Genomic DNA, 21,953 nt, shown 5'->3' on the forward strand with positions numbered 1-21,953 from the left:
CCGCCGTGGTTGACGAGGACGAGGGCGTGGCGGGCGTAGGTGCCGGCGGGGCCGAGGCGGAAGCCCTTGAGGCCGCATTGCTCGATCAGCCAGCCGGCGGAGAGTTTCACCGTGCCGTCGGGCTGGGGATAGCGCGGCGCGCCCGCGATTTCGGCGGCCTTTTCGGCGCTGACCACCGGATTGTGGAAGAATGAGCCGGCATTGCCGAGCGTCCGCCAGTCGGGAAGCTTCGAGGCCCTGAGAGCGACGACGTGATCGAGTACCTCCCGCGCCGAGGCCTGCTCGGGCAACAGGTCGAGACCGGCGTAATCGCGTTTCGCCCGCCATACGGTTGGCAGGGCGAGCGTGACCGAGAGGATGACATGGCGACCGGGCTCGGCCTTGAAATGGCTCTGGCGATAGGCAAAGCGGCAGGCCGCGGCATCGAAGGTGCGGACAACACCGTCTCGCAGATCGAAGGCCTCGAGCGACAGGAAGAAATCGGAGAGTTGCGCGCCATAAGCGCCGATATTCTGGATCGGGGCGGCGCCGACCGTGCCGGGAATGCCGGCGAGGTTTTCCAACCCCGGAATGCCTTGCGCGACGGTCCAGGACACGAAATCGTGCCAGTTTTCGCCGGCCCCGGCGGTCACGATGGTTTCGCTCTCCGTCCGGTGCACGACCTGCCGGCCGCCGATCCGCATCAGCGCGACGATGGCCTCGAGCCGCTCACTCAGCACCACATTGCTGCCGCCGCCGAGAATGCGCAGAGGTAGGCCGGAGGCGGCGCTTTCGCGGGCAAGCGCCGGCAGCATTTCCGGATCATCGACGATCACGGCCCGGCGCGCGGAAGATTTCAGGCCAAACGTGTTGCTGCCGGTCAGGTCGAAATCGGAAATCATGTCCATCGGAGGGCGGTTCCACCTGTTGGGCGTCCGGCCGAACCGGCGGGCGCTGATGGTCGGTCAGATAGCCGAAAGCGCCGGCACGGCGCAAGGCCGGCCGACGCTCATGGGGGGCAATGGACTTTTCGCCCGGCGCTCTGCTCTCAGGTCCGGCCGTAGATCAGGTCGCGGGCGATATCGGTTGGCTGGTTCAGGCGGGCCTTGTAGATCTCGTAGTTTTCCATGATCCGCTGAACATAGTTGCGGGTTTCCGGATAGGGAATCGATTCGATCCAGTCGATCACGAAATCGAGGTTCTTGCCGCGCGGATCGCCAAAGCGCTCGATCCACTGCGGCACCCGCGCCGGTCCCGCATTATAGGCGACGAAGGTGAGGATATAGGAGCCGCCGAACCGGTCGATCTGCTCGCCGAGATAATGCGCGCCGAGCGTGGCGTTATAGGCCGGATCGCCCGTCAGCCGGCTTGCCGAATAGGAAAGCCCGTGGCGGCTTGCGACGCGCTGGGCGGTGGTCGGCAGAAGTTGCAGCAGCCCGCGCGCATCGGCCGGCGAAACCGCGCCGGGATTGAAGGCGCTCTCCTGCCGCGCGATCGCATAGGCGAGCGCCATGCCGGAGCCGGAAATATTGGCGTTGGTCGGGATCACGCCGATCGGGAAGGCGAGCGCGGCGACATCGAGCCCGCGGCCATAGGCGATCTTGCCGACCTGAAGCGACAGGCTGTGGCTGCGGTCCTTTTCCGCCTGATAGGCGAGAAGGGCAAGTTCGCCGGGGCTCGTAAGCTGTTCGGCGAGCGCGCGATAGAGCGAATCGGCGCGCCAGCCATGGCCGACGGCCTCTAGCCGGGCGATCGCCTGCACCGCGGGATTACGCTGGTAATTCGTGCGGTCGGCGGCGGTCGGGCTCGGATAGGGCACGCTCAAACGCGTCTGTCCGAGTTTCTGCAGCGCAAGCTGACCGTAGAAGGTGGTCTCGTAGGCGCCGGCCTTGCGGTAAAAGTCGCGCGCATTGCCCGGCCCGCCGGCTTCAGCGGCCCGGCCCTGCCAGTAATAGGAGCGCGATGCCGAGATCGGGGTCGAGGAGATCGCTACGATGTCGGCGAAATGCTTTGATGCGGTGCGGCCATCGTTGAGGCCGCGCAGCGCGATCCAGCCAGCGTGGAACGCGGCATCCAGCCGGTCGAGACGACCCTCCGGCATTGCGGCCGCGACCACTTGATAGGCCTGTCGCGCTTTTCCGTCTTCATAATATTGACGCCCGATGATGCGGCTTTCATCCCACCACTGGTCGGGGTTGACGAGGGCTGCCTGATTGCGCGGCATCTTCTTCAGAAGCGCTGCCGCGGTGTCATACTGGTTGTTCTGACGGGCATTGCGGATCTGGATATAGAGGAAGGCCGGATCGCTGCGCCAGGACGAGTGCACGGCATTGATCAGGCTGCCGGCATTGTCCTGCCGGCGAATGACGGCGGCCCAGGCATTATAGAAGGACTGGGCATTGCCCATTTCGGAGAACCGCTTGGCCTGGGTCGCGCGGTCGCGATACATCAGGTAGATCATCCGGTTCTTGTGATCGGTCTGGCTGAGGATCGAACCGAACTCTTTGAGAATCTGGTTTTCCGAACTGGTGTCGAGCGCCCATCCGGTCCAGGCGCGGTTGATGATATCGTGCGCCTTCTGCTTCTGCCCGGTCGCCAGATAGGCGCGCGCGAGCAGGATCGTGCCCTGCGAGGTTTCCGGCGGCGTGTTGCCGAAGGCGGCCAGCACGGTGTTGGGCGAGGGATTTTCGCGCGCGAAGGCCCGTTCGGAATTGGCGCGCAGCGAGGAAAGCCCCGGCCAGCCGCGAAGCTCCTGCTGGGCTTCCGCGATTTCGGAGGAGGGGACGCCGGGCTCGCCGGAAACGGCGATCGCCCAGCTCAGAATCTGGTGATCAAGACTGTTGTCGGGCAGCCGCGCCCGCGCCTGCATCGCGCCGGGGACGTTGCTGTCCTTAAGCGCGTCGAGGCCCTGTTTCAGCACCGTGCTCGACGCCGGATTGGCGATCGGCTGGCTGATCGCGCCCGTCACTTCAAGCGAGGGCGGCAGCGCGGAACGGTCCGGCCGGGCGTAGGGAATCGGCGCCATCGAGGGGAAATCCTGCGCGGCGAGAGGAGTCATCTCCGCTGCCGTCATCACGGCGGCGAGTGAAATCATGGAAAGTGTTTTCTTCATTCGATCATCCAGGGGTCGAATTCAGTCGGGCTCCGTCAATCTCGTTTATCGCGGTTAATATCGCCTTAAGCTATCACACAATCGAGCGGTTTGCTGCTGCGAATGCTAATGCTTGCAGTACCTGATGTCCGGCATTATGGTGCGCGCGATTTGACAACAAGAATGCGGCTTTAAAACGAGGGCCGTCAGGAGAATCTGCATGTTCAAGGGGTCCATACCCGCCCTTGTTACGCCCTTTACAGCCGATGGCGCGGTCGACGAGCAGGCATTCGCCGCGCATGTCGACTGGCAGATCGGCGAGGGCAGTCACGGCGTGTCGCCCGTCGGCACCACCGGCGAAAGCCCGACGCTGAGCCACGCCGAGCACAAACGGGTGGTGGACCTTTGCGTGGAAGTGGTCGCGGGCCGGGTTCCGGTGATTGCCGGCGCCGGTTCAAATAACACGCGCGAGGCCATCGAACTGGCGCTCCATGCGGAAAAGGCCGGCGCCGATGCGCTGCTGGTGGTCACGCCCTATTACAACAAGCCGACCCAGAAGGGCCTGTTCGCGCATTTCTCGGCGATCGCCGAGGCCACCAAGCTGCCGATCTTCATCTACAACATCCCTCCGCGCTCGGTGATCGACCTGCTGCCGGAGACGATGGGCGCGCTGGTGAAGGCGCATTCCAACATCGTCGGCGTCAAGGATGCCACGGCCAAGCTCGACCGCGTGTCAGAGCAACGGATTACCTGCGGCAAGGATTTCATCCAGCTTTCGGGCGAGGATGCCACGGCGCTCGGCTTTGCCGCGCAGGGTGGGGTGGGCGCGATCTCCGTCACCGCCAATGTCGCGCCGAAGCTTTGCGCGGAATTCCAGAACGCGCTGCTTGCGGGCGATTTCGCTGGGGCGCTGGAATACCAGGACCGGCTGATGCCGCTCCACCGGGCGTTGTTTCTTGAACCGGGCGTTTGCGGCACTAAATACGCGCTGAACAGGATTGGCCGTATGGACGGCGCGGTCCGTCTGCCGCTGACGCCGGTGGACGACAGAACCGCCGCCGAAATCGACGCGGCGCTGAAACATGCCGGATTGCTGAACTGATCGCGACCGGCCGATAGCAGACTGGAAGACTTTCATGGCTCCGAAGGGCAGCAAGGGTGGTCGGCTCAATATTGTCGCCGAAAACCGCAAGGCACGGTTCAATTATGAAATCCTCGACACGCTCGAGGCCGGCCTCGTGCTGACCGGAACCGAGGTCAAGTCGCTGCGCGAGGGCAAGGCCAATATCGCCGAGTCCTACGCCTCCGATGAGGATGGCGAAATGTGGCTGATCAATTCCTATCTTCCGGAATATCTGCAGGGCAACCGATTCAATCACGAACCGCGCCGCCGCCGCAAGCTGCTCTTGGGCAAGCGCGAAATTCATCGCCTGCGCTCCGCCGTCAATCGCGACGGCATGACGTTGATCCCGCTGAAGCTCTATTTCAACGATCGCGGCCGGGCCAAGCTCGAGCTTGCGCTCGGCAAGGGCAAGAAGCTTCACGACAAGCGCGAAACGGCCAAGAAACGCGACTGGAACCGCGAAAAGAGCAGGCTTCTCAAGAGCCTCGGCTGACCCGAACGGCGTCTGCCGTCTGTGGTCAGTCCGCCGCCTCAGTCGTCGAAGTCTGAACTCACCACTTCCGGCACGCGCTGGGGCCGTTCCGACGGTTCGCGTCCGATATCCTGCTTCAGCGAAACCAGATCGATGAAATGGTCGGCCTGCCGGCGCAGATCGTCGGCGATCATCGGCGGCTGGGTTGCCATGGTCGAGACCACAGAAACCTTGCGGCCCTTGCGTTGCAACGCTTCCACCAGCGTGGTGAAATCGCCGTCGCCGGAAAAGATCACGAGGTGATCGACCGTCGACGCCTGCTCCATCGCGTCGATCGCCAGCTCGATATCCATATTGCCCTTGATCTTCCGCCGCCCCATCGAATCGGTGAATTCCTTGGCGGGCTTGGTCACGACCTTGTAGCCGTTGTAATCCAGCCAGTCGATCAGCGGACGGATCGAGGAATATTCCTGGTCTTCGATCAGCGCCGTGTAATAATAGGCGCGCAGAAGGTAGGCCTTGCCCTGAAACACCCTCAGCAGTCTGCGATAATCAATGTCGAAACCGAGGCCCTTGGAGGCGGCGTAAAGGTTCGCGCCATCGATGAAGAGCGCAATTTTCTCGCGCGGATCAAACATAAAACATGTCCTCAAATGAAATTAGTATTTGCCACCGTCTGCAATTTAGTGCGGTCGCCCTATACGAGTAAACGACGACAGATCAAATTTGTGCCAAAAAATATACAATTCACTCAGGATTTAACCATCTGTCTAAAGAATTCAACATAAAGTTTTGCGGCCGAGACGTAACATGGATCGAATGGTGGCGGTTCGCGCGCTTCGCTATTGAATTGCGCCCTTGAATTCCGGGCTCGGCTCCTTTATGAGGTGCAATTCCACAGAAATCTCCTAAAAGGACAGTCAATGGCTCGTGTCACAGTTGAAGACTGTATCGACAAAGTCGACAACCGGTTCGATCTCGTTCTGCTCGCAGGACATCGTGCGCGTCTCATCTCCCAGGGCGCCCAGATCACCGTCGACCGCGACAATGATAAGAACCCGGTCGTGGCCCTTCGCGAGATCGCCGACGAAACCCTTTCGCCCGACGATCTGAAGGAAGACCTGATCCATTCGCTCCAACGTCATGTCGAAGTCGACGAACCCGAGGCCGACAGCTCGGCCAGCGCTTCGGCCGACGAGGACGCCGCCGAGCCCGCGGATCGTCCGGACATGCCGGATGCCATCCCCTTCGACCAGATGTCGGAAGAAGAGCTTCGCTCTGGCATTGAAGGCCTGGTTCCGCCGGAAAAAGGCGACGACTACTGATATTGCCGGCTGCGGGCGCACCCCGCGGCCGCTTTCCATTTCAGCGGACCTGAGGGTCCGCAATGCGCCCATGATGGGCCCGGTCACTGAGCCATGATGCGGCAATACGAACTCGTTGAGCGGGTACAGAAATATAAGCCTGACGCCGATATCGCGCTGCTCAACAAGGCCTATGTCTACGCCATGCAGAAGCATGGGCGTCAGAAGCGCGCCAGCGGTGACCCCTATATCTCCCACCCGCTCGAAGTCGCGGCGATCCTGACCGACCTGCACATGGACGAATCGACGATCGCGGTCGCGCTGCTGCATGACACGATCGAGGATACCTCCGCGACGCGTGACGAGATCGACCAGTTCTTCGGCGACGAGATCGGCGCGCTGGTCGAGGGGCTCACCAAGATCAAGCGGCTCGATTTGGTCTCCCGCAAGGCGCAGCAGGCCGAAAACCTGCGCAAGCTGTTTCTTGCCGTGGCCGATGACGTGCGCGTGCTGCTGGTCAAGCTCGCCGACCGGCTGCACAACATGCGCACGCTTTATTACATGCGCGCCGACAAGCGCCGGCGGATTTCCGAGGAGACGATGGAAATCTATGCGCCGCTCGCCGGCCGCATGGGCATGCAGGACATGCGCGAGGAACTGGAGGATCTGTCCTTCCAGTACATCAATCCGGAAGCCTATCAGACCATCCGCGATAAGCTGCAGGACCTCGCCGGCCAGAACCAGGCCATGGTCAAGAGCATCGAGGACGAGCTCAAGGCGCTCTTGACCGAGAACGGTCTCGTCGAGGTCAAGGTCAAGGGCCGGCTGAAGAAGCCGTTCTCGATCTTCAACAAGATGCAGTCGAAATCGCTGTCCTTCGAGCAGATGTCGGACTTGTACGGTTTTCGGATCATCGTTGATGAGCTTGAGAGCTGCTATCGCGCGCTCGGCTTGGTGCATACCCGTTGGCGCATGGTGCCGGAACGCTTCAAGGACTACATCTCCAATCCGAAACAGAATGGCTATCAGTCGCTGCACACGACGATTGTCGGGCCGCTGAGGCAGCGCATCGAACTGCAGATCCGCACCCGCGCGATGCACGACATCGCTGAATACGGCATTGCCGCTCATTCCCTCTACAAGGAGGGCAGGGTGGCCGGCGCTGCCAACGACGAGACCAATGTATTCTCCTGGTTCCGCAAGACCATCGAGGCGCTGGCCGAAGGCGATAGTCCCGAGGAATTTCTCGAACACACCAAGCTGGAACTGTTTCAGGACCAGGTGTTCTGCTTCACGCCCAAGGGCCAGCTCATAGCGCTGCCGAAGGACGCGACGCCGATCGACTTCGCCTATGCGGTTCACACCAATATCGGCGATACCTGTGTCGGCGCCAAGGTGAACGGACGGATGATGCCGCTGGTGACGCGGCTCAACAATGGCGACGAGGTAGAGATCATCCGCTCGGGCGTGCAGGTGCCGCCGCCGGCCTGGGAAGGCATCGTCGTCACCGGCAAGGCGCGCGCGGCAATCCGCAGGGCGACGCGGGCGGCGATCCGCAAGCAGTATAGCGGCCTCGGTTACCGGATTCTCGAGCGCACCTTCGCCCGTTCCGGCAAGACCTTCTCGCGCGAGGTACTGGCCTCGGTCCTGCATCGTCTCGGCCAGAGCGATGTCGAGGATGTGATCGCAGCCGTCGGCCGCAACGAGCTCTCCTCAGTCGACGTGCTGAAGGCCGTGTTCCCGGATCACAAGGATGAGCGCGTCACCATCAAGCCCAGCGTAGAGGATGGCTGGGTGAGCCTGCCGAAAGGCGAGGGCATGGCGTTTCGCCTGCCGGATGCCGACAGCGAGGCGGGCGTGCCGCTGCGCGGCCTCAACGGCGCGGCGATCGTGCGGTTTTCGCCGTCGGGCGCAGTCCCCGGCGACCGCATCGTCGGCATCACCGAGGATGACGGCAGCATCACGGTCTATCCGATCCAGTCGCCGGGCCTTCAGCAATACGAGGACCAGCCGGACCGCTGGGTCGACATTCGCTGGGATATCGATTCCACCAATGACAAGCGGTTCCGCGCGCGCATCGGCATCAACGTGCTGAACGAGCCCGGCACGCTCGCCCGGATCACCTCGACCATCGCCACGCTCGACGTCAATATCCGCTCGATCCGTATGGACGTCATCGCCGAGGATTTTGCCGAAGTCGGCATGGACATGGAGGTCTGGGACCTTCGCCAGCTCACGCAGACGATCAACCAGCTCAAGGCGCTCGATTGCGTGGCGACCGTGAAGCGGGAATTCGTCTGAAAGGTTGTCAGCTCCGTCGCCCGATGACACGCGATGGCCACAGCCGCGATGGAACATTATGGTTCAAGTTTGCGTCTAACAGTCATCAACCGACGAAAGGCAGGAACGCCATGTGGGATGGTTTGCGCGACTTCTTCAAACGCTTCACGCACCCCAAGGTCAGCGAGAGCGAGGCCGAGGGCGTGAAGCACGTATTCGACAATATCGACCAGAATTTCGATCCCGGACGCCCAAAACCCGAAGATTTGAGGGAAAGCGATGATGACGAGGTGCGCCGCCGCGTGAAGCCGGACTGAGTTTGCCAAAACGCGCTTGCATTCATCCTCCCAGCTGTCAAAACTAGATCATGCTTTTCAAGAGACGTTCTCCGGCAAGTTTTTGGCAGCGATTGCGCGGCGCGGTCTGGCCCAGAAAGGGTTTCTGGCGCGTGCCGGTCTATATCTATCACCGCACCGTGCGGCTGCGGGCCACGCCGCATGCGATCGCCATGGGCATCGCGGCAGGAGTGTTCGTTTCATGGACGCCGTTTATCGGCCTGCATTTCGTGTCCGCATTCGCGATCGCCTTCGTTCTTGGCGGCAATCTGTTCGCTTCCGCCCTGGGTACCGCCTTCGGCAATCCGCTGACCTTTCCGTTCATCTGGCTGTCCACATGGAAGTTCGGCAGCTACGTGCTGGGGCGCAGCGCCGAAGGGCGCCAGCATATCGACCTTGTCGAACTGGTCAAAAAGTTCGAGCTTTCCGATCTCTGGAAGCCGTTGCTTGAACCGATGATCGTCGGTTCGATCGTTCCCGCGCTCGTGTGCGGCGGTCTGTTCTACATCGCCACCTATTATGCGGTGCAGTCCTTCCAGACCCGCCGTCAGGCAATGATCGCGGCGCGGCAGGCCGAACTTCAGAACGGCGCCATGAACGGTTCGAAGAATTGAAACCACCGGGAGGAATGCCATGATCGTTGGCCTCGGCAGCGACCTGATCGATATCAGGCGCGTGGAAAATACCATCGAGCGCTTCGGCGAGCGGTTCACCGCGCGCTGCTTCACCGATATCGAACGCGTAAAGTCCGACCGGCGGCGAAACCGCGCCGCCTCCTACGCCAAGCGCTTCGCCGCCAAGGAGGCCTGCTCCAAGGCGCTTGGCACCGGCATCGCGCAGGGCGTGTTCTGGAAGGATATGGGCGTGGTCAATCTGCCCGGCGGCAAGCCCACCATGAAGCTTACCGGCGGCGCCGGGGTAGCGCTCGCGCGCCTGATTCCCGCGGGCCACGAGGCGCGGATCCACATCACCATCACCGATGACTACCCGCTCGCGCAGGCCTTCGTCATCATCGAGGCGGTGGAGGAGAGCGCGAAACCTTCTTAAAAACATTGCCCGTTTTTGGCTAAGGGGCTAAAGCTCATGGCGAAACCGGTGAGCAAAAGGAAGCACTGCGTGTCTGAAAAAGAAGAAAAACAGGAAAGCTCGCTGTGGAGCAATGTGAAGGTCATCGTCCAGGCCTTGCTTCTGGCGGTGGTCATCAAGACCTTCCTGTTTCAGCCGTTCACGATTCCCTCCGGATCGATGATGCCGACGCTTCTGGTTGGCGACTATCTGTTCGTGAACAAGTTCTCCTACGGTTATTCGCGCTATTCCCTTCCGTTCTCGCCGAACCTGTTTTCTGGCCGCATTTTCGGCAGCGATCCCGACCGCGGCGATGTCGTCGTGTTCCGCTATCCGCCCAATCCCGATATCGATTACATCAAGCGCGTGATCGGCCTTCCCGGTGACCGGGTGCAGGTCAGGAACGGTATTCTCTACCTGAACGACGAGCCGGTGCCACGCACCGCCGATGGCACCTTCACCTCCGATTATCGCCGCGATCCGGGCCGCGATATCCCGGTCTTCCGCGAAACGCTGCCCGATGGCGTCAGCTACGACACGCTCGACGAATTGCGCAACGGCCCTGGCGACAATACCCGCGAGTTCATCGTGCCCGAGGACCATTATTTTATGATGGGCGACAATCGCGACAATTCGCTCGATAGCCGTTTCGATGTCGGTTTTGTGCCGGCCGAAAACCTCATCGGCCGCGCCAGCCTGATCTTCTTCTCGCTCGGCAACGACACCTCCTTCGCGCAGATATGGAAGTGGCCGTTCAACATGCGCTGGGATCGCATGTTCAAGGTTATCGGTGGCTGAATGACGGAAAGGCACGGCGCTGATGTCGACGCATTCGCCAAGCTGATCGGCTTCGATTTTGAGGACCGCAAGCGCCTCGCGCTGGCGCTGACGCATGCCAGCGCGCGCAGCGGCAAGGACGACAATTACGAGCGGCTGGAATTTCTCGGCGACCGGGTGCTGGGGCTGGTGATCGCCGAGAACCTGTTCCGGCTGTTTCCGGGTGCCAGCGAGGGCGAGCTTTCGGTGCGGCTGAACCAGCTTGTCAGCGCCGAGGCCTGCGCGCGGGTTGCCGACGATCTCGGCCTGCACCGGTTCATCAAGACCGGGCAGGACGTCAAGAAGCTCACCGGCAAGCGCGTGCTTTCGATCCGGGCCGATGTCGTCGAAAGCGTGATCGCGGCGATCTATCTGGAAGGCGGCCTGAAGCCTGCGCGCGAATTCATCGAGACCTGGTGGAAGCCGCTGTTTGCCGATGGCGTGACGCTGCGCCGCGATGCCAAGACCGAATTGCAGGAGTGGGCCCATGCCCGCTTCGGCCAGACGCCGGTCTACAAGGTCGAGGACCGTTCGGGTCCCGACCACGAGCCGCGCTTCACAGTGACGGTCACCGTCAGCGGCGTCGCGCCGGAAACCGGCATCGATCGCTCCAAGCGCGCCGCCGAACAGGTTGCCGCGACACGGCTTCTGGAGCGCGAAGGCGTCTGGACGGCCGAAAGCTGAGCCTGTCATTCTTGAACCTGTTATAATGCGGCCGCCGAGACGCGGAAAACCGCAGGAGTTGTCATGACCGAGACTGAAACCATGCCGGTGGGCGCCGACACCCGATCCGGCTTCGTTGCCCTGATCGGCCCGACCAATGCCGGTAAATCCACGCTGGTGAACCGCCTTGTCGGCGCCAAGGTGACGATCGTCAGCCACAAGGTGCAGACGACGCGCGCCACGCTGCGCGGCATTGCCATCCACGACAAGACGCAGATCGTGTTCATGGACACGCCCGGCATCTTCAAGCCGCGCCGCAGACTGGACCGCGCCATGGTGATGGCCGCCTGGAGCGGCGCGCGCGATGCCGACGTGATCATGTTGCTGGTCGACAGCGAGCGCGGCTTGAAGGGCGATGCGGAGGCCATCCTCGAAGGCCTGAAAGAGGTGCGCCATCCCAAGATCCTTGTGCTGAACAAGATCGACCGTGTGCGCCCGGAAGACCTGTTGAAGCTCGCCTCGGCCGCCAATGAGGCGATCGATTTCGAGGAGACCTTCATGATCTCCGCCACGAACGGTTCAGGCTGCGACGACCTGATGGACTATCTGGCGAAACGGCTTCCCGAGGGCCCCTGGTATTATCCCGAGGACCAGATTTCCGATCTGCCGATGCGCCAGCTCGCCGCAGAAATCACCCGCGAGAAGCTGTTCCTTCGGCTGCATCAGGAACTGCCCTATTCCTCCCATGTCGAGACCGAGAAATGGGAAGAGCGCAAGGATGGCTCGGTGCGCATCGAGCAGGTGATCTATGTCGAGCGCGACAGCCAGAAGAAGATCGCGCTCGGCAAGAACGGCGAGGCGATCAAGGCGATTTCCATGAGCGCGCGCAAGGAGTTATCGGAGATTCTTGGTCAGCCGGTTCATCTTTTCCTGTTCGTGAAAGTGCGGGAGAACTGGGGCGACGATCCGGCCCGCTACCGCGAGATCGGGCTCGATTACTCGGATTGATCCGTCGGGAGACGCAGCACCTTGGAATGGCAGGATGAGGGCATTGTTCTGGGAAGCCGCCGCCATGGCGAGACCAGCGTGATCGCCGAGGTGATGACGGTCGATCACGGCCGCCATCTCGGCATGGTGCGCGGCGGCCGGTCGCGGAGCATGCGGCCGGTGTTGCAGCCCGGCAACCGGGTCTCGCTCCACTGGCGCGCGCGGCTTTCCGAGCATCTCGGCGAATTCCGGGTCGAGCCGATCGAGCAGCGGGCGGCGCTCCTGATGCTCTCCGCGCCGGCGCTGCACGGCGTCCAGGCGATGGCTTCACTGCTGCGGCTGCTGCCGGAACGTGATCCGCACCGTCATCTCTGCGCGGCGATGGAGGTGATCATCGCCCATCTCGATGACGCCAGCGCCGCCGGTGAACTGTTCGTGCGCTTCGAGCTGGCGCTGCTCAACGAACTCGGATTCGGGCTCGATCTCGCCCAATGCGCGGCGAGCGGGGTGAGGACGGACCTTGCCTATGTGTCGCCCAAGTCCGGACGGGCGGTCTCAAACGCAGCCGGAACGCCCTATGCCGACCGCATGCTGGCGCTGCCGGTGTTTCTGCGACCGGACATGAACGAGGCTGCCGACCGGGCCGATCTGGAAGCCGGCTTCCGGCTGACCGGATTTTTCCTGAACCGTCACGTCTATGAGCCGCGCGGCCTGAAGCCGGACACGGCGCGCGAAAGCTTCATCCAGGCCACGCTGAAGGCTCTGGACGCTGCCTCTACCGAACATCAGATTCGCTAAAGATTTCGGGCAAGCTCGCAGAATTCCGCGATGCTGAGCGTCTCGGCGCGGCGCGTCGGATCGATGCCGGCCTTGGCAAGCAGCGCTTCGCCGCCGAGGCTCTTGAGGCTCTGGCGCAGCATCTTGCGGCGCTGGCCGAAGGCGGCTTGCGTCACCTTTTCAAGTGCCGAGGCTGCGACCGGAAGCGGTTCGGCGCGGGGCGTGAGGTGCACCACGCTGGAGGTCACTTTGGGCGGGGGGGTGAAGGCCTGCGGCGGCACGTCGAAGGCGATGCGCGCCTCGGTCCGCCATCCGGCCAGCACGCCGAGCCTGCCATAGTGATTGTCGCCGGCTTCCGCGACGATGCGCTGAGCGACTTCCTTCTGGAACATCAGCGTCAGCGATTGCCAATAGGGCGGCCATGCGCGCGGCAGCAACCAGTTCACCAGAAGCTGGGTGCCGACATTATAGGGCAGGTTGGAGATAATCCTGACCGGGCGATCGCCGGCAAGCGCCGCGAAATCCGTCTTCAGCGCATCGCCGCTGATGATCTCCAGCCGACCCGGATAATGAGAGGCGATTTCCTCAAGCGCCGGCAGGCAGCGCTCGTCGCGTTCGATGACGGTGAGCTTCTCCGCGCCGAGCGAAAGAATCGCACGCGTCAGCCCGCCGGGGCCGGGGCCGACCTCGATGACATGCGCGCCCTCAAGATCGCCGTCGGTGCGGGCAATCTTCTGGGTGAGGTTCAGATCGAGCAGAAAATTCTGGCCGAGCGCCTTCTTCGCGTCGAGATCATGGGCGGCAAGAACTTCGCGCAGCGGCGGCAGGTCGTCGATCTGGCTCATGCGGCGTTTTCCGAAAGCTGCGCCGCAAGCTTGAGCGCCTCTTCCAGGCTGGTCGGATCGGCAACCCCCTTGTCGGCGATATCGAAGGCCGTGCCGTGGTCCGGCGAGGTGCGCACGAAGGGCAGGCCGAGCGTCACATTGACGCCGGCCTCGAAGCCGAGCGTCTTCACCGGTATCAGCGCCTGATCGTGATACATGCAGATCGCCGCATCGTAGCGGGCGCGGGCGGCGGCGTGGAACATGGTATCGGCGGGCAGGGGGCCAACAACGTCGATTCCTTCGGCGCGCAGGCGCTCAAGCGCGGGGCGCACGATGTCCTCGTCCTCGCGGCCGATCGTGCCCTGCTCCCCGGCATGGGGGTTGAGGCCGGCGACGGCGAGGCACGGCGCGGCAAGGCCGAAGCGCGATTTGAGCTCTTGCGCGGTGATGCGGATCGTATCGACGATCAAGGCCTCATCAAGCGCCGCCGGCACGTCCTTCAGCGGAATATGGATCGTGACCGGCACCACCCGCAAGGCCGGGCAGGCGAGCATCATCACCGGGCGCACCTGCTTTCCGGTCTCGCGCCCGGCAAGGGCGGCGAGGAACTCGGTATGGCCCGGATGCTTGAAGCCGGCGCTGTAGAGCACCGATTTGGCGATCGGATTGGTGACCACGGCGCTCGTCTTGCCGCGCAGGGTGAGCTTCACCGCGGTCTCGATCGCCGCGATTGTGCCTTCTCCGGTCGCGGGGTCTGGTTTTCCGGGCGTGGTGGTAAGCGCGGTGTCGATCGCGAACACCGGCAGGGTCTCGTCGAAGCGCTCAAGCGCTGCCTCCGGCGCGGTGATCTCGATCGGGATATCAAGGCCGAGCATTTCCGCGCGCGCGGCGAGAATGCGCGGATCGCCGAGAAAGATGAAGGGCGGCAGGCCGCTCTCGCCGCGTCTGTGCCATGCCTTCAGGGCGATCTCGGGGCCGATGCCGGCGGGATCACCCTGGGTAAGCGCCAGCGGTTTCCTGGTGAGATCTGCCAAGGATTACGACTTGCCCGGGGTGACGATCTGCGCCTTGTCCCGCAATTCCTCGAGATACTTCTCGCTCTCGGCGTCGGTATCCACCTCGGCGGAATCTTCCTTGGCGCTCAGCACCAGGCGGGCGGCATAGTCGTCATTGGCGGTCTTGCGCTCGCACACGGCCAGGAACTCGGCGCCCACCGGCGTGGTGATCACGGAAGTGGTGTCGCCGCTCGACTTGATGACCGCGTCCTTCCACTGGGCCGGCAATTGCGGTTCAAGGAAGCGGCCGAGATCGATGACGGTGACGTCGTTCATGGTCGCGGCGAAGGAAATCGCCTGATCGCAACCCGGAAACTTCTTGCGCGCGGCCTCGGCCTCGTTCTTGCGCTTGCCAAGCAGCGAGCCCCGTTCCTTTTCCGGCACCACGAAGACGATCCGCTTCAGCAGGTACTCGGTGGTTTCGGGTTTCTTGCCTTCTTTTTCGGCCGCTTCGAGCTGGGGGATGAACTCGTCGTCGGGAAGCAGCGTGTTGGCGCCATAGCGGGCGCGCAGGAGCTGGCCCCAGCTCATGCTGACGGCGATGAAGAACTTGAAGTGATCGACCCCGACGCCGGCCTGGTTGAGAATGCTGCTCATCTGGGCGACGGACATGTTGTTGCCATTGGCGAAGTTCTGAAAGGCGTCATCGACTTCCGTCTGGGTGACGGAGGCGCCGCGGAACGCGATTTCGGACTGTTTCAGCGCCTGGTCGATCATCGCCTCGCGCGCCTTGGCGTCGGTCGCCCCCTTGGTGCCCATCAGCCGCAGCAGGGCCTTGCGCTTGGCGATATCGTCGTTGGTGATCGGCACATTGTTGACGATCACCTCGATATCGACGGTCCTGGCGAAAGCCGTCTGGGCAGGCACGCCGAAGATCGATGCGGTCGCGATCACAGCAGCGGCAAAGGCATTCACGGTAAATCTGGCGGCGTTCATGTCTTATTCCTTTCCCCGGCCGGGGCGAAAACGCCAACCGGCCGCATCGGTATCTTGTGTCAGCGGGGCGTCACGGCCTCCCAGGAAGCGATCGAATACACCCGCTCGCTTCAAGCCCCGCATGGCTTCAGGAGACATGTAACACCGGGCAACGGGCCGCATGTCGATCCTGAACCTGTGAGGGAAATGTTTTGTCCATTTCGGCGGCAAAAGCAAGGCATGGCCGCGATTCGTTGTTTGAGGAAACGCTAGAAACTGCCGCCGAAATTGTCGGAGCCGATCGCGATATCGCCGAGCGTGCGCAGCGTCAGGCGTGCCCCGATCGTCCAGTCGACCCCCTTGGCATCGTCGGTATCCCAGCTTTCCTGATAGGTGATCGAGAACAGGGTGCAGATGTCCTCATAGGTCAAGCCCACCCAGCGGCGCGTCAGGACATTGTTGCTGAGGTCGTAGGTCAACGAACCCGAGACGCCCCAATTGTCATTGAACCGGAGGGTGCTCGTGGACTTAATCTCGCTGTTGCGCTCGTCATAGGCGTAGCCGGGCTGGGCTACGACATTGGTGTAGTCGAGCGCGGTGTCGAAGCGGGCCGAGGTGTAGGTGATGCCGGCATCCGTGCGCTGCAGCGAGAAATCGGTCTCGTCAAAACGGGCCGAGCCATTGAGGCCGATGCCGAAGGGGAACGATATCTGGGCCGCGCCGACATAATCGGAGCGTTCGGTTTCTAGCCCGGATTCCAGGCCGACGCCGACGAGGTCGGGCGAGGCGAACGAGTTCGCGCCGGCAAGCTGGAAGGACTGGCCGAACAGGCCGTCGACCATGATGCCGTTGTCGTAGACGCCGCGATAGCGCAGCCCGATATTGGCGCGGGTGCCGCCCTCGACGCGATCATAGCCGGAGAACTTGTCACGATCGAACAGCGTGGTGGCATCGAACACGAAGCTCTGGCTGTCCTCGTTCGGCAGGCCGCCGGCATACCGCTCATCGGGACGGACGAAAATCTGGCCGATCGGCTCGACGATATGCGAACTGAATCCATTGGTGATCAGCATCGGATATTTGACTTCGAGACCCGCCGTCAGCATCGCGCGGGCGGCGGCATCCTGATCGACGAAATTGCCGGCATAGTTGTAGGTGCCCGGCGCGATCTGGTTCGGATTGTCGACATTGAGCAGGTAACCGTCGGCGCGCGCGGCCAGGATCGGCGTAAGCTGCAGTCCCTGCGGCGTGGTAAAGGTCTTCTTCCACTCGACCTCGCTGGTCAGCCTTGTGCTGTTGCCCTGAAGGCCCAGGAACCGGTCGTTGACGGCCGTCGGCACCACATCGTTCTTCTGCCGGACGATATTGGTGAGGTTGTTGGTCACGGAAAGTTCGCCGCCGGCGAACGGGCGCGGAGCGATATAGTCGTAATCGATCACCGGCAGAACGATCGCCTGCTCGTCTTCGCTGGCGTTCTGGCTGTTGGCGTCCTGAACGTCGAAATAATTGCCCTTGATGGACAGCGAACTGCGCTTGCCGAGGCCTTCCAGATAGACCTGGTTGTTGAAGATGCGGTCGTCATGACCGTCGATCGAATAGGTCCGCGCGAAATTGGTGTCGCTCTGCACCATGACATCCCAGCCGAACACCCAACGCGGGTTGATCTGGAACTCGCCGGTGGAGGCGACCATGCCGCGCAGGTCATTGTCGGCATCGCTGGTGCCGGCGGGGAAGCGGCTGCTGCCCAACTGGTCGATGCCGGCCATGCGCAGCGTGTGCTGGCCGTTGCGGTAGCGCTTGCGATACTCCGCCTCCAGCAGAAAGCCCTGCTGGGTGTAGCCTGTCCCTGTGAAGGTGACGTCCGCGCTCGGGCCAAGCGGAATGTAGTAAGGCACGGAAATGCCGAAACCGAGGTTTTCCTCGACGGTCGCCGAGGGGAACAGAAAACCGCGCTTGCGCTTCACGCTGGCGTCAGGAACGGTCACGGTCGGCAGGATCGCGATGGTGTGGCCCAGAAGCTGGAACCGCGGGTGCTCCAGCCGCACCGTCTTTTCGACGCCGTTCTGGATGACGCGCTGGGCCCTGATCTGCCAGAAGGGCGGCTTTTCCGGATTTTCCGCGCAGGGAATGCAGGCGGTGTAGACGCCGTTTTCCAGCACCATGACGTCGTTGTCGATTCGCTCGGCGCGCTCGCCGGCGATCGCGATATCTTCCGGGGTGCGCACGCTGATGGCGTCGAGAAAGCCGTTGGCGAAGTCGTCGGTGACGTCGAGCTTTTCGGCGCGCAGCCGATTGCCGTCGGCATCGATAACCTCGATGCCGCCGAAGGCCATCAGCTTGCCGGCCTTCTGGTCGTATTCGACCTTGTTGGCGACCATGCGGTAGCCGGCGTAATAAATCTGGACGCCGCCGAGCGCGTAGACCTGCTGGGTGTCGTGGTTGTAGACCAGTTCATTGGCGCTGAGCAGCATCGGTCCCTGGTCGTCGGCGGGCGGCTCCGGAAGCACGCTTTCCTGCGCTCCGGCCGTGTAATGCAGCCCCGCTCCGGGCGGGGTCAATGCGGTGGCAAGGACCAGGAGCCCGGCAAGGCGATATGCGCTTAATTTACGCCGAGCCACTAACCATCCTCCTGATGCAGCAATATCGTCAAACCCAATGCCATCGCTACGACAACCGGAATCCAGGCTGCCAGAAGCGGGGACAGGATTCCGCTGCTGCCGAACGCCTTTACAAGAACACTCGTCACATAAAGCAGAAACCCGGACAGGATGCCACCCAAAATAACAGTGGGCGACTGCGCGAAGCGCGAAAACTTCAGGCAGACCGTCGCGGCGATCAAAGTCATAGCGACCAGCAATAATGGCAGGGAAAGCAGATAGTTGTATTGGGTTTCCAAGGCGCTTGTCGAAGTTCCGAACTGGCGCGCCAGGGTAATCTGCCGCGGCAAGGCGAAGAAGCTTACGAGATCGGGCTGGACGAGGTGCTGCTGGACGAAATCCTCCTCCAGATTGGTCTTCACCTGAACCTCGTCCATATGTGTGGATAATTCGCCCGCCTCGGTCTGGGTCACATCGTGCAGCGTCCACGATCCATCGCTCAACACGGCGCGCGTCGCATCCTGACGCTTGGCGATTCCCCCTTGGTCGTCGAAATAGATGACGACCGCATCGAGCAGTTCGGTCCCGTTTTCTGCAATGCCGCGGCCGCCGATGATGGTGTCCTGCCCGTCGGTGATCTGTCTGAGCCAGGGCACGACCTGATCCTGCTTGCCGCCGACGGCCTCCAGCCCGAGAGCGCGTTTCTGGCTCCACGAGGCCAGCGGGTTGAGCGCCAGCACGCTTGCCGCCCCCAAGAGGGCAGCGCCGATCACGAACGGCATGATGAACTGCCACACCGAAATCCCGGCGGCGCGGGCAACCACCAGTTCATGGCGGCGGTTGAGCGCGATCAGCGCCACCATCGCCGAAAACAGCGCAATGAAGGGTATGGTCTGCTGCAGAATATAGGGCAGGCGCAGCGCGGTGATCAGCAGGGCGTCGACCAGGTTCTGTCCGGCTTCCTCGGAAATATTGCCGACCACCTCGCTGAAATCGATCAGGTAGATGATCGACACCACGCCGAACAGGAACCACAAGACGGTGATCACGTAGCGGACGAAGAAGTAGCGGCCGAGCACGGAGAAAATCATGCCGCACCTCCGCCATCGGCCCTGCGCGGCAGACGGAACAGCGCGGCCATCATCCGGCCGAGCGGCCCGGTCTTTCGCCGCGCCCGACGCGGCCGCAGCAGGAGATAGAGCCCGATAGCCAGCGACACAAAGATGATCGCATAGCAGACATAGACGAAGAACGGATCGTTTTCGGCCTGATTGGAGCTGAAGTGGGAGAGCAGCCTGAGCAGCAGCGTCAGCCCGAACGCGCTTGCCATCGGCGGCACGCGCCGCTCGCGGTGGGAGCGGGCATCGCCGACGATCACGATGGTGAACACGGCGTAGATGAAGGGCAGGGTCCAGTCGGTCAGCCGGCGGGTGAGTTCTGCGCGATAGGAGCCGGGATTGCCGAGGTAATCGGGGTCGTCCTGCGGCGGGTTCAGCAGATAGGCAAGGCCCCGGTCGGTCGCGCGTCTGCGGGTCTGGCTCTTGTCGCTGGTGAGTTCGGAAAGGTCGAAACTGTAGGAATCGAACTGAACGATGGAGACGTCGCCGTCCTGGTTTTCCCGCTGCACCTGGCCGTCGCGCATGATCAGCTGGCTGCCGCTTTCATCAACCGCGCCTTCCTTGGCGTAATAGATGTATGAGTTGTTCGGCTCGCGGTAATCGGCGACGAAAAGCCCCTTCAGCACCCGGCCGGACAGGCGCTCGGAAATCTGGATGTAAAGCCCGTCCTCGACCTCGCGGAAGGTCTTTTCCTCGATCACGGAGGAGAGAAGGTCGGCGTAGACGGAGGCGATCAGGCTGCGGGCCTCGGCGCGCGAGCGCGGCTCGATATAATTGTCGAGCACGAAGGAGAACGCGCAGAGCACGACGGCGAACGCCAGGATCGGCCGGTAGATGATCGAGCGGCCTGCGCCTGCGCCATCGATCACCGCGAGCTCCGAATCATTGTTCATCGACGTCAGCGTCTGCGCCGTGCCAAGCACGATGCCGAAGGGCAGGACGGTCGGAATCACGGTCGGGAGAATCAGCGTCGCCAGCGTCAGGAACGAAACGATCGACTGGCCGCTGTCGGTCACCAGATTGATGCGCCCCAGCACCTGCGTCAGCCACAGCACCGCCAGCACCGGCAACAATGTCGCCAGGAACATGCGCACAACCCGCGCCAATATGTAGCGTTCCAGTATCTTCATGCCGTTAGGTGTCGTGCGTTGCGGAACGCGGACCGACCTCAGGTCGTTTCGCGAAGCGGGCTGACGTGCTCCTTTCTGGTGAAAATGTAAAGACATCCGGTGAAAATCACCAGCGATGCAAGCCATCCGAGTATGATATCCGAAAGATAATGGCCGCCATAGGCCAGCCGCATCGCGGGCGAGGCCAGCGAAAGCGCGATCAGCGGCGGCATCAGCAGTATCCGGAAGCGTTCCGGCACCAGGAAGATCGCATAGCAGAACAGCCATCCGGCGCCCGCGGCCTCGCCGGAAACGAAGGAGCAGTTCGACTGGCATGCGCCGGAAAAATCGCCGGCCGGAACAAAGGTCAGATCGCCGCCGAAAAGATCTGTGTTGCGCGGCCTCGGCCGGTGGGAAATCTCCTTCAGCACGCTGTTGACCAGCAGGCCCGGGCCGATGATCAGCGCGACGAGCCCGGCCAGAAGCTTGCGGGCGAGCGCCTTGTCATAGGTCGCGCCGTGATGGGACCAGACGATGATCAGGCGATAGATCAGGGTAAGACCGAGAATGATCGGCAGGTAGAAGATCGCTTCGCGCAGCAGGCCGAGCACGGCATCGCCGGAAATCGGAAAGCTGCCGCAGATGCTGCCGGCGGGCGCGTCCCCGGAACAGGCGGCCTGATGAAAGAACGCCCTGGAAGCCGCGAGATCGATGCCGGGAAAGAGGTAGAAAACCACGAGCAGCAGACACCACAGCGCCAAAAGCAAAATGAACGCGGCTTTAAGCGGTCGCATCGTGCCAAAGCGCCCCGGCAGTTTGTCAAGCCATTGGTGGTGTTGCTGCAATGCGGCGTTTTCCGGTTTCGTTGGCGGCGCGGCGCACACACCGTTTCCATTTTCGTCGTTTTAAGTGTTATGAGAACCGGGTCAACCATTCTTGGCCGGTTGCGTTAACAAGGGGTGGATTTCTTTCTCACCCCATCCTGTCAATTCCGTGACACCAGAACCCGGAGCATGAAATGAAGTTCTCGATTTCCTTTGTCGACAAGGCCGAAAGCGCCGGAAATACCGCGATTGTCCTGGCGAGCGCCGGTCATGTTCCGGCGGGACTTCAGGCCGCCGGCATGGGCGAGACGCTTTACGAGAAGGCCTCGGCCACCGCCGGCTTCAAGGCGAAATTGTGTTCGACGCTCGATCTGCTCGCGCCTGCCGAAAGCGCTGCGGCGCGGATCGTGCTGATCGGGCTTGGCGAGCGCGACTCGCTTTCGGCCAATGCCTGGCTCAGGGCCGGCGGCAAGGCCGCCTCTGTCGCCGGCAAGGCCAGGAAACTGGTGGTCTATCCGGACAGCGCCGCAACGGCTTCCGAGCTCGCGGATTTCGCGCTCGGCATGATTCTCGGCGGCTATTCCTTCGATCGGTTCAAGACCACGGGCAAGGACGAGGA

22 protein-coding genes are annotated in these 21,953 nt (G+C 62.3%); 12 read left to right on the forward strand and 10 right to left on the reverse strand.

Going from position 1 to position 21,953, the window contains the following annotated elements; translation table 11 throughout:
• Both murB and B4E36_RS15960 read right to left on the reverse strand, forming a co-directional pair.
• The coding region (murB, locus tag B4E36_RS15955) for a UDP-N-acetylmuramate dehydrogenase (RefSeq protein WP_345900562.1) at positions 1 to 887 on the reverse strand (887 nt) is incomplete at its 3' end.
• Between the two features lie 140 nt (positions 888 to 1,027).
• Positions 1,028 to 3,091, reverse strand: coding sequence for a lytic transglycosylase domain-containing protein (locus B4E36_RS15960; protein WP_414673771.1), 2,064 nt, complete (start codon positions 3,089 to 3,091; stop codon positions 1,028 to 1,030).
• Positions 3,092 to 3,290: 199 nt separating this feature from the next.
• On the opposite strand from B4E36_RS15960, the gene dapA reads away from it, so the two are divergent.
• Entirely contained in the window at positions 3,291 to 4,172 is an 882-nt protein-coding gene (dapA, locus tag B4E36_RS15965) for a 4-hydroxy-tetrahydrodipicolinate synthase (RefSeq protein ID WP_292054977.1), read from the forward strand.
• A gap of 34 nt (positions 4,173 to 4,206) precedes the next feature.
• Positions 4,207 to 4,686 (forward strand): SsrA-binding protein SmpB, encoded by a 480-nt coding sequence (gene smpB / locus B4E36_RS15970; RefSeq protein ID WP_292054976.1) that lies wholly within the window; start codon positions 4,207 to 4,209, stop codon positions 4,684 to 4,686.
• 38 nt (positions 4,687 to 4,724) lie between these two features.
• On the opposite strand, the gene B4E36_RS15975 is transcribed toward smpB, so the two are convergent.
• Entirely contained in the window at positions 4,725 to 5,303 is a 579-nt protein-coding gene (locus tag B4E36_RS15975) for an NYN domain-containing protein (protein ID WP_018065974.1), read from the reverse strand.
• A gap of 285 nt (positions 5,304 to 5,588) precedes the next feature.
• Between B4E36_RS15975 and rpoZ the strand changes: the two genes are divergently transcribed.
• The 9 genes from rpoZ to recO all read left to right on the forward strand — a co-directional run bounded on the left by rpoZ (position 5,589) and on the right by recO (position 12,913).
• Positions 5,589 to 5,990 carry a DNA-directed RNA polymerase subunit omega gene (gene rpoZ, locus B4E36_RS15980; RefSeq protein ID WP_018065975.1) on the forward strand — a complete coding sequence of 134 codons (402 nt, stop codon included), beginning with the start codon at positions 5,589 to 5,591 and terminating at the stop codon, positions 5,988 to 5,990.
• A gap of 93 nt (positions 5,991 to 6,083) precedes the next feature.
• Positions 6,084 to 8,270, forward strand: a complete 2,187-nt coding sequence (locus tag B4E36_RS15985; RefSeq protein WP_292054975.1) for a RelA/SpoT family protein — start codon at positions 6,084 to 6,086, stop codon at positions 8,268 to 8,270.
• A complete protein-coding gene (locus B4E36_RS15990) occupies positions 8,237 to 8,566 on the forward strand; it encodes a hypothetical protein (RefSeq protein WP_292054973.1) in 330 nt (109 codons plus the stop codon). Before B4E36_RS15985 ends, B4E36_RS15990 begins: the two co-directional genes overlap by 34 nt.
• Before the next feature lie 131 nt (positions 8,567 to 8,697).
• Positions 8,698 to 9,198, forward strand: a complete 501-nt coding sequence (locus B4E36_RS15995) for a DUF2062 domain-containing protein (protein WP_235726840.1) — start codon at positions 8,698 to 8,700, stop codon at positions 9,196 to 9,198.
• A gap of 19 nt (positions 9,199 to 9,217) precedes the next feature.
• A complete protein-coding gene (gene acpS / locus B4E36_RS16000) occupies positions 9,218 to 9,631 on the forward strand; it encodes a holo-ACP synthase (RefSeq protein WP_292054971.1) in 414 nt (137 codons plus the stop codon).
• 69 nt (positions 9,632 to 9,700) lie between these two features.
• A complete protein-coding gene (gene lepB / locus B4E36_RS16005) occupies positions 9,701 to 10,447 on the forward strand; it encodes a signal peptidase I (RefSeq protein WP_018065980.1) in 747 nt (248 codons plus the stop codon).
• Positions 10,448 to 11,149, forward strand: a complete 702-nt coding sequence (gene rnc / locus B4E36_RS16010; RefSeq protein ID WP_292054969.1) for a ribonuclease III — start codon at positions 10,448 to 10,450, stop codon at positions 11,147 to 11,149. It abuts the gene before it with no gap.
• Positions 11,150 to 11,212: 63 nt separating this feature from the next.
• Positions 11,213 to 12,136, forward strand: coding sequence for a GTPase Era (era, locus tag B4E36_RS16015; protein ID WP_018065982.1), 924 nt, complete (start codon positions 11,213 to 11,215; stop codon positions 12,134 to 12,136).
• Between the two features lie 21 nt (positions 12,137 to 12,157).
• Positions 12,158 to 12,913 (forward strand): DNA repair protein RecO, encoded by a 756-nt coding sequence (recO, locus tag B4E36_RS16020; protein WP_292054968.1) that lies wholly within the window; start codon positions 12,158 to 12,160, stop codon positions 12,911 to 12,913.
• Here the strand turns inward: recO and rsmA are convergent.
• The 7 genes from rsmA to B4E36_RS16055 form a co-directional block, all read right to left on the reverse strand.
• Complete coding sequence (gene rsmA / locus B4E36_RS16025; RefSeq protein WP_292054967.1) at positions 12,910 to 13,737, reverse strand: 16S rRNA (adenine(1518)-N(6)/adenine(1519)-N(6))-dimethyltransferase RsmA; 828 nt, start codon at positions 13,735 to 13,737, stop codon at positions 12,910 to 12,912. The two genes, recO and rsmA, sit on opposite strands and share 4 nt — an antisense overlap.
• Complete coding sequence (pdxA, locus tag B4E36_RS16030; protein WP_345900563.1) at positions 13,734 to 14,750, reverse strand: 4-hydroxythreonine-4-phosphate dehydrogenase PdxA; 1,017 nt, start codon at positions 14,748 to 14,750, stop codon at positions 13,734 to 13,736. The genes rsmA and pdxA overlap by 4 nt, the downstream gene beginning before the upstream one ends.
• Before the next feature lie 3 nt (positions 14,751 to 14,753).
• Complete coding sequence (locus B4E36_RS16035) at positions 14,754 to 15,707, reverse strand: peptidylprolyl isomerase (protein ID WP_292054965.1); 954 nt, start codon at positions 15,705 to 15,707, stop codon at positions 14,754 to 14,756.
• 248 nt (positions 15,708 to 15,955) lie between these two features.
• Positions 15,956 to 18,157: an LPS-assembly protein LptD gene (locus tag B4E36_RS16040; RefSeq protein ID WP_292055054.1), complete on the reverse strand. Its 2,202-nt coding sequence runs from the start codon at positions 18,155 to 18,157 to the stop codon at positions 15,956 to 15,958.
• 146 nt (positions 18,158 to 18,303) lie between these two features.
• Positions 18,304 to 19,374 (reverse strand): LPS export ABC transporter permease LptG, encoded by a 1,071-nt coding sequence (gene lptG, locus B4E36_RS16045; protein WP_292054964.1) that lies wholly within the window; start codon positions 19,372 to 19,374, stop codon positions 18,304 to 18,306.
• Positions 19,371 to 20,531, reverse strand: coding sequence for an LptF/LptG family permease (locus B4E36_RS16050; RefSeq protein WP_026173672.1), 1,161 nt, complete (start codon positions 20,529 to 20,531; stop codon positions 19,371 to 19,373). Before B4E36_RS16050 ends, lptG begins: the two co-directional genes overlap by 4 nt.
• 38 nt (positions 20,532 to 20,569) lie before the next feature.
• Positions 20,570 to 21,247 (reverse strand): phosphatase PAP2 family protein, encoded by a 678-nt coding sequence (locus tag B4E36_RS16055; RefSeq protein ID WP_292054962.1) that lies wholly within the window; start codon positions 21,245 to 21,247, stop codon positions 20,570 to 20,572.
• Positions 21,248 to 21,528: 281 nt separating this feature from the next.
• Here B4E36_RS16055 and B4E36_RS16060 point away from each other — a divergent pair.
• A partial coding sequence (locus B4E36_RS16060) for a M17 family peptidase N-terminal domain-containing protein (protein WP_345900564.1) occupies positions 21,529 to 21,953 on the forward strand: 425 nt, incomplete at its 3' end.

It is taken from the genome of Martelella sp. UBA3392 (assembly GCF_002358775.1).
GTDB classification, from domain to species: domain Bacteria; phylum Pseudomonadota; class Alphaproteobacteria; order Rhizobiales; family Rhizobiaceae; genus Martelella; species Martelella mediterranea.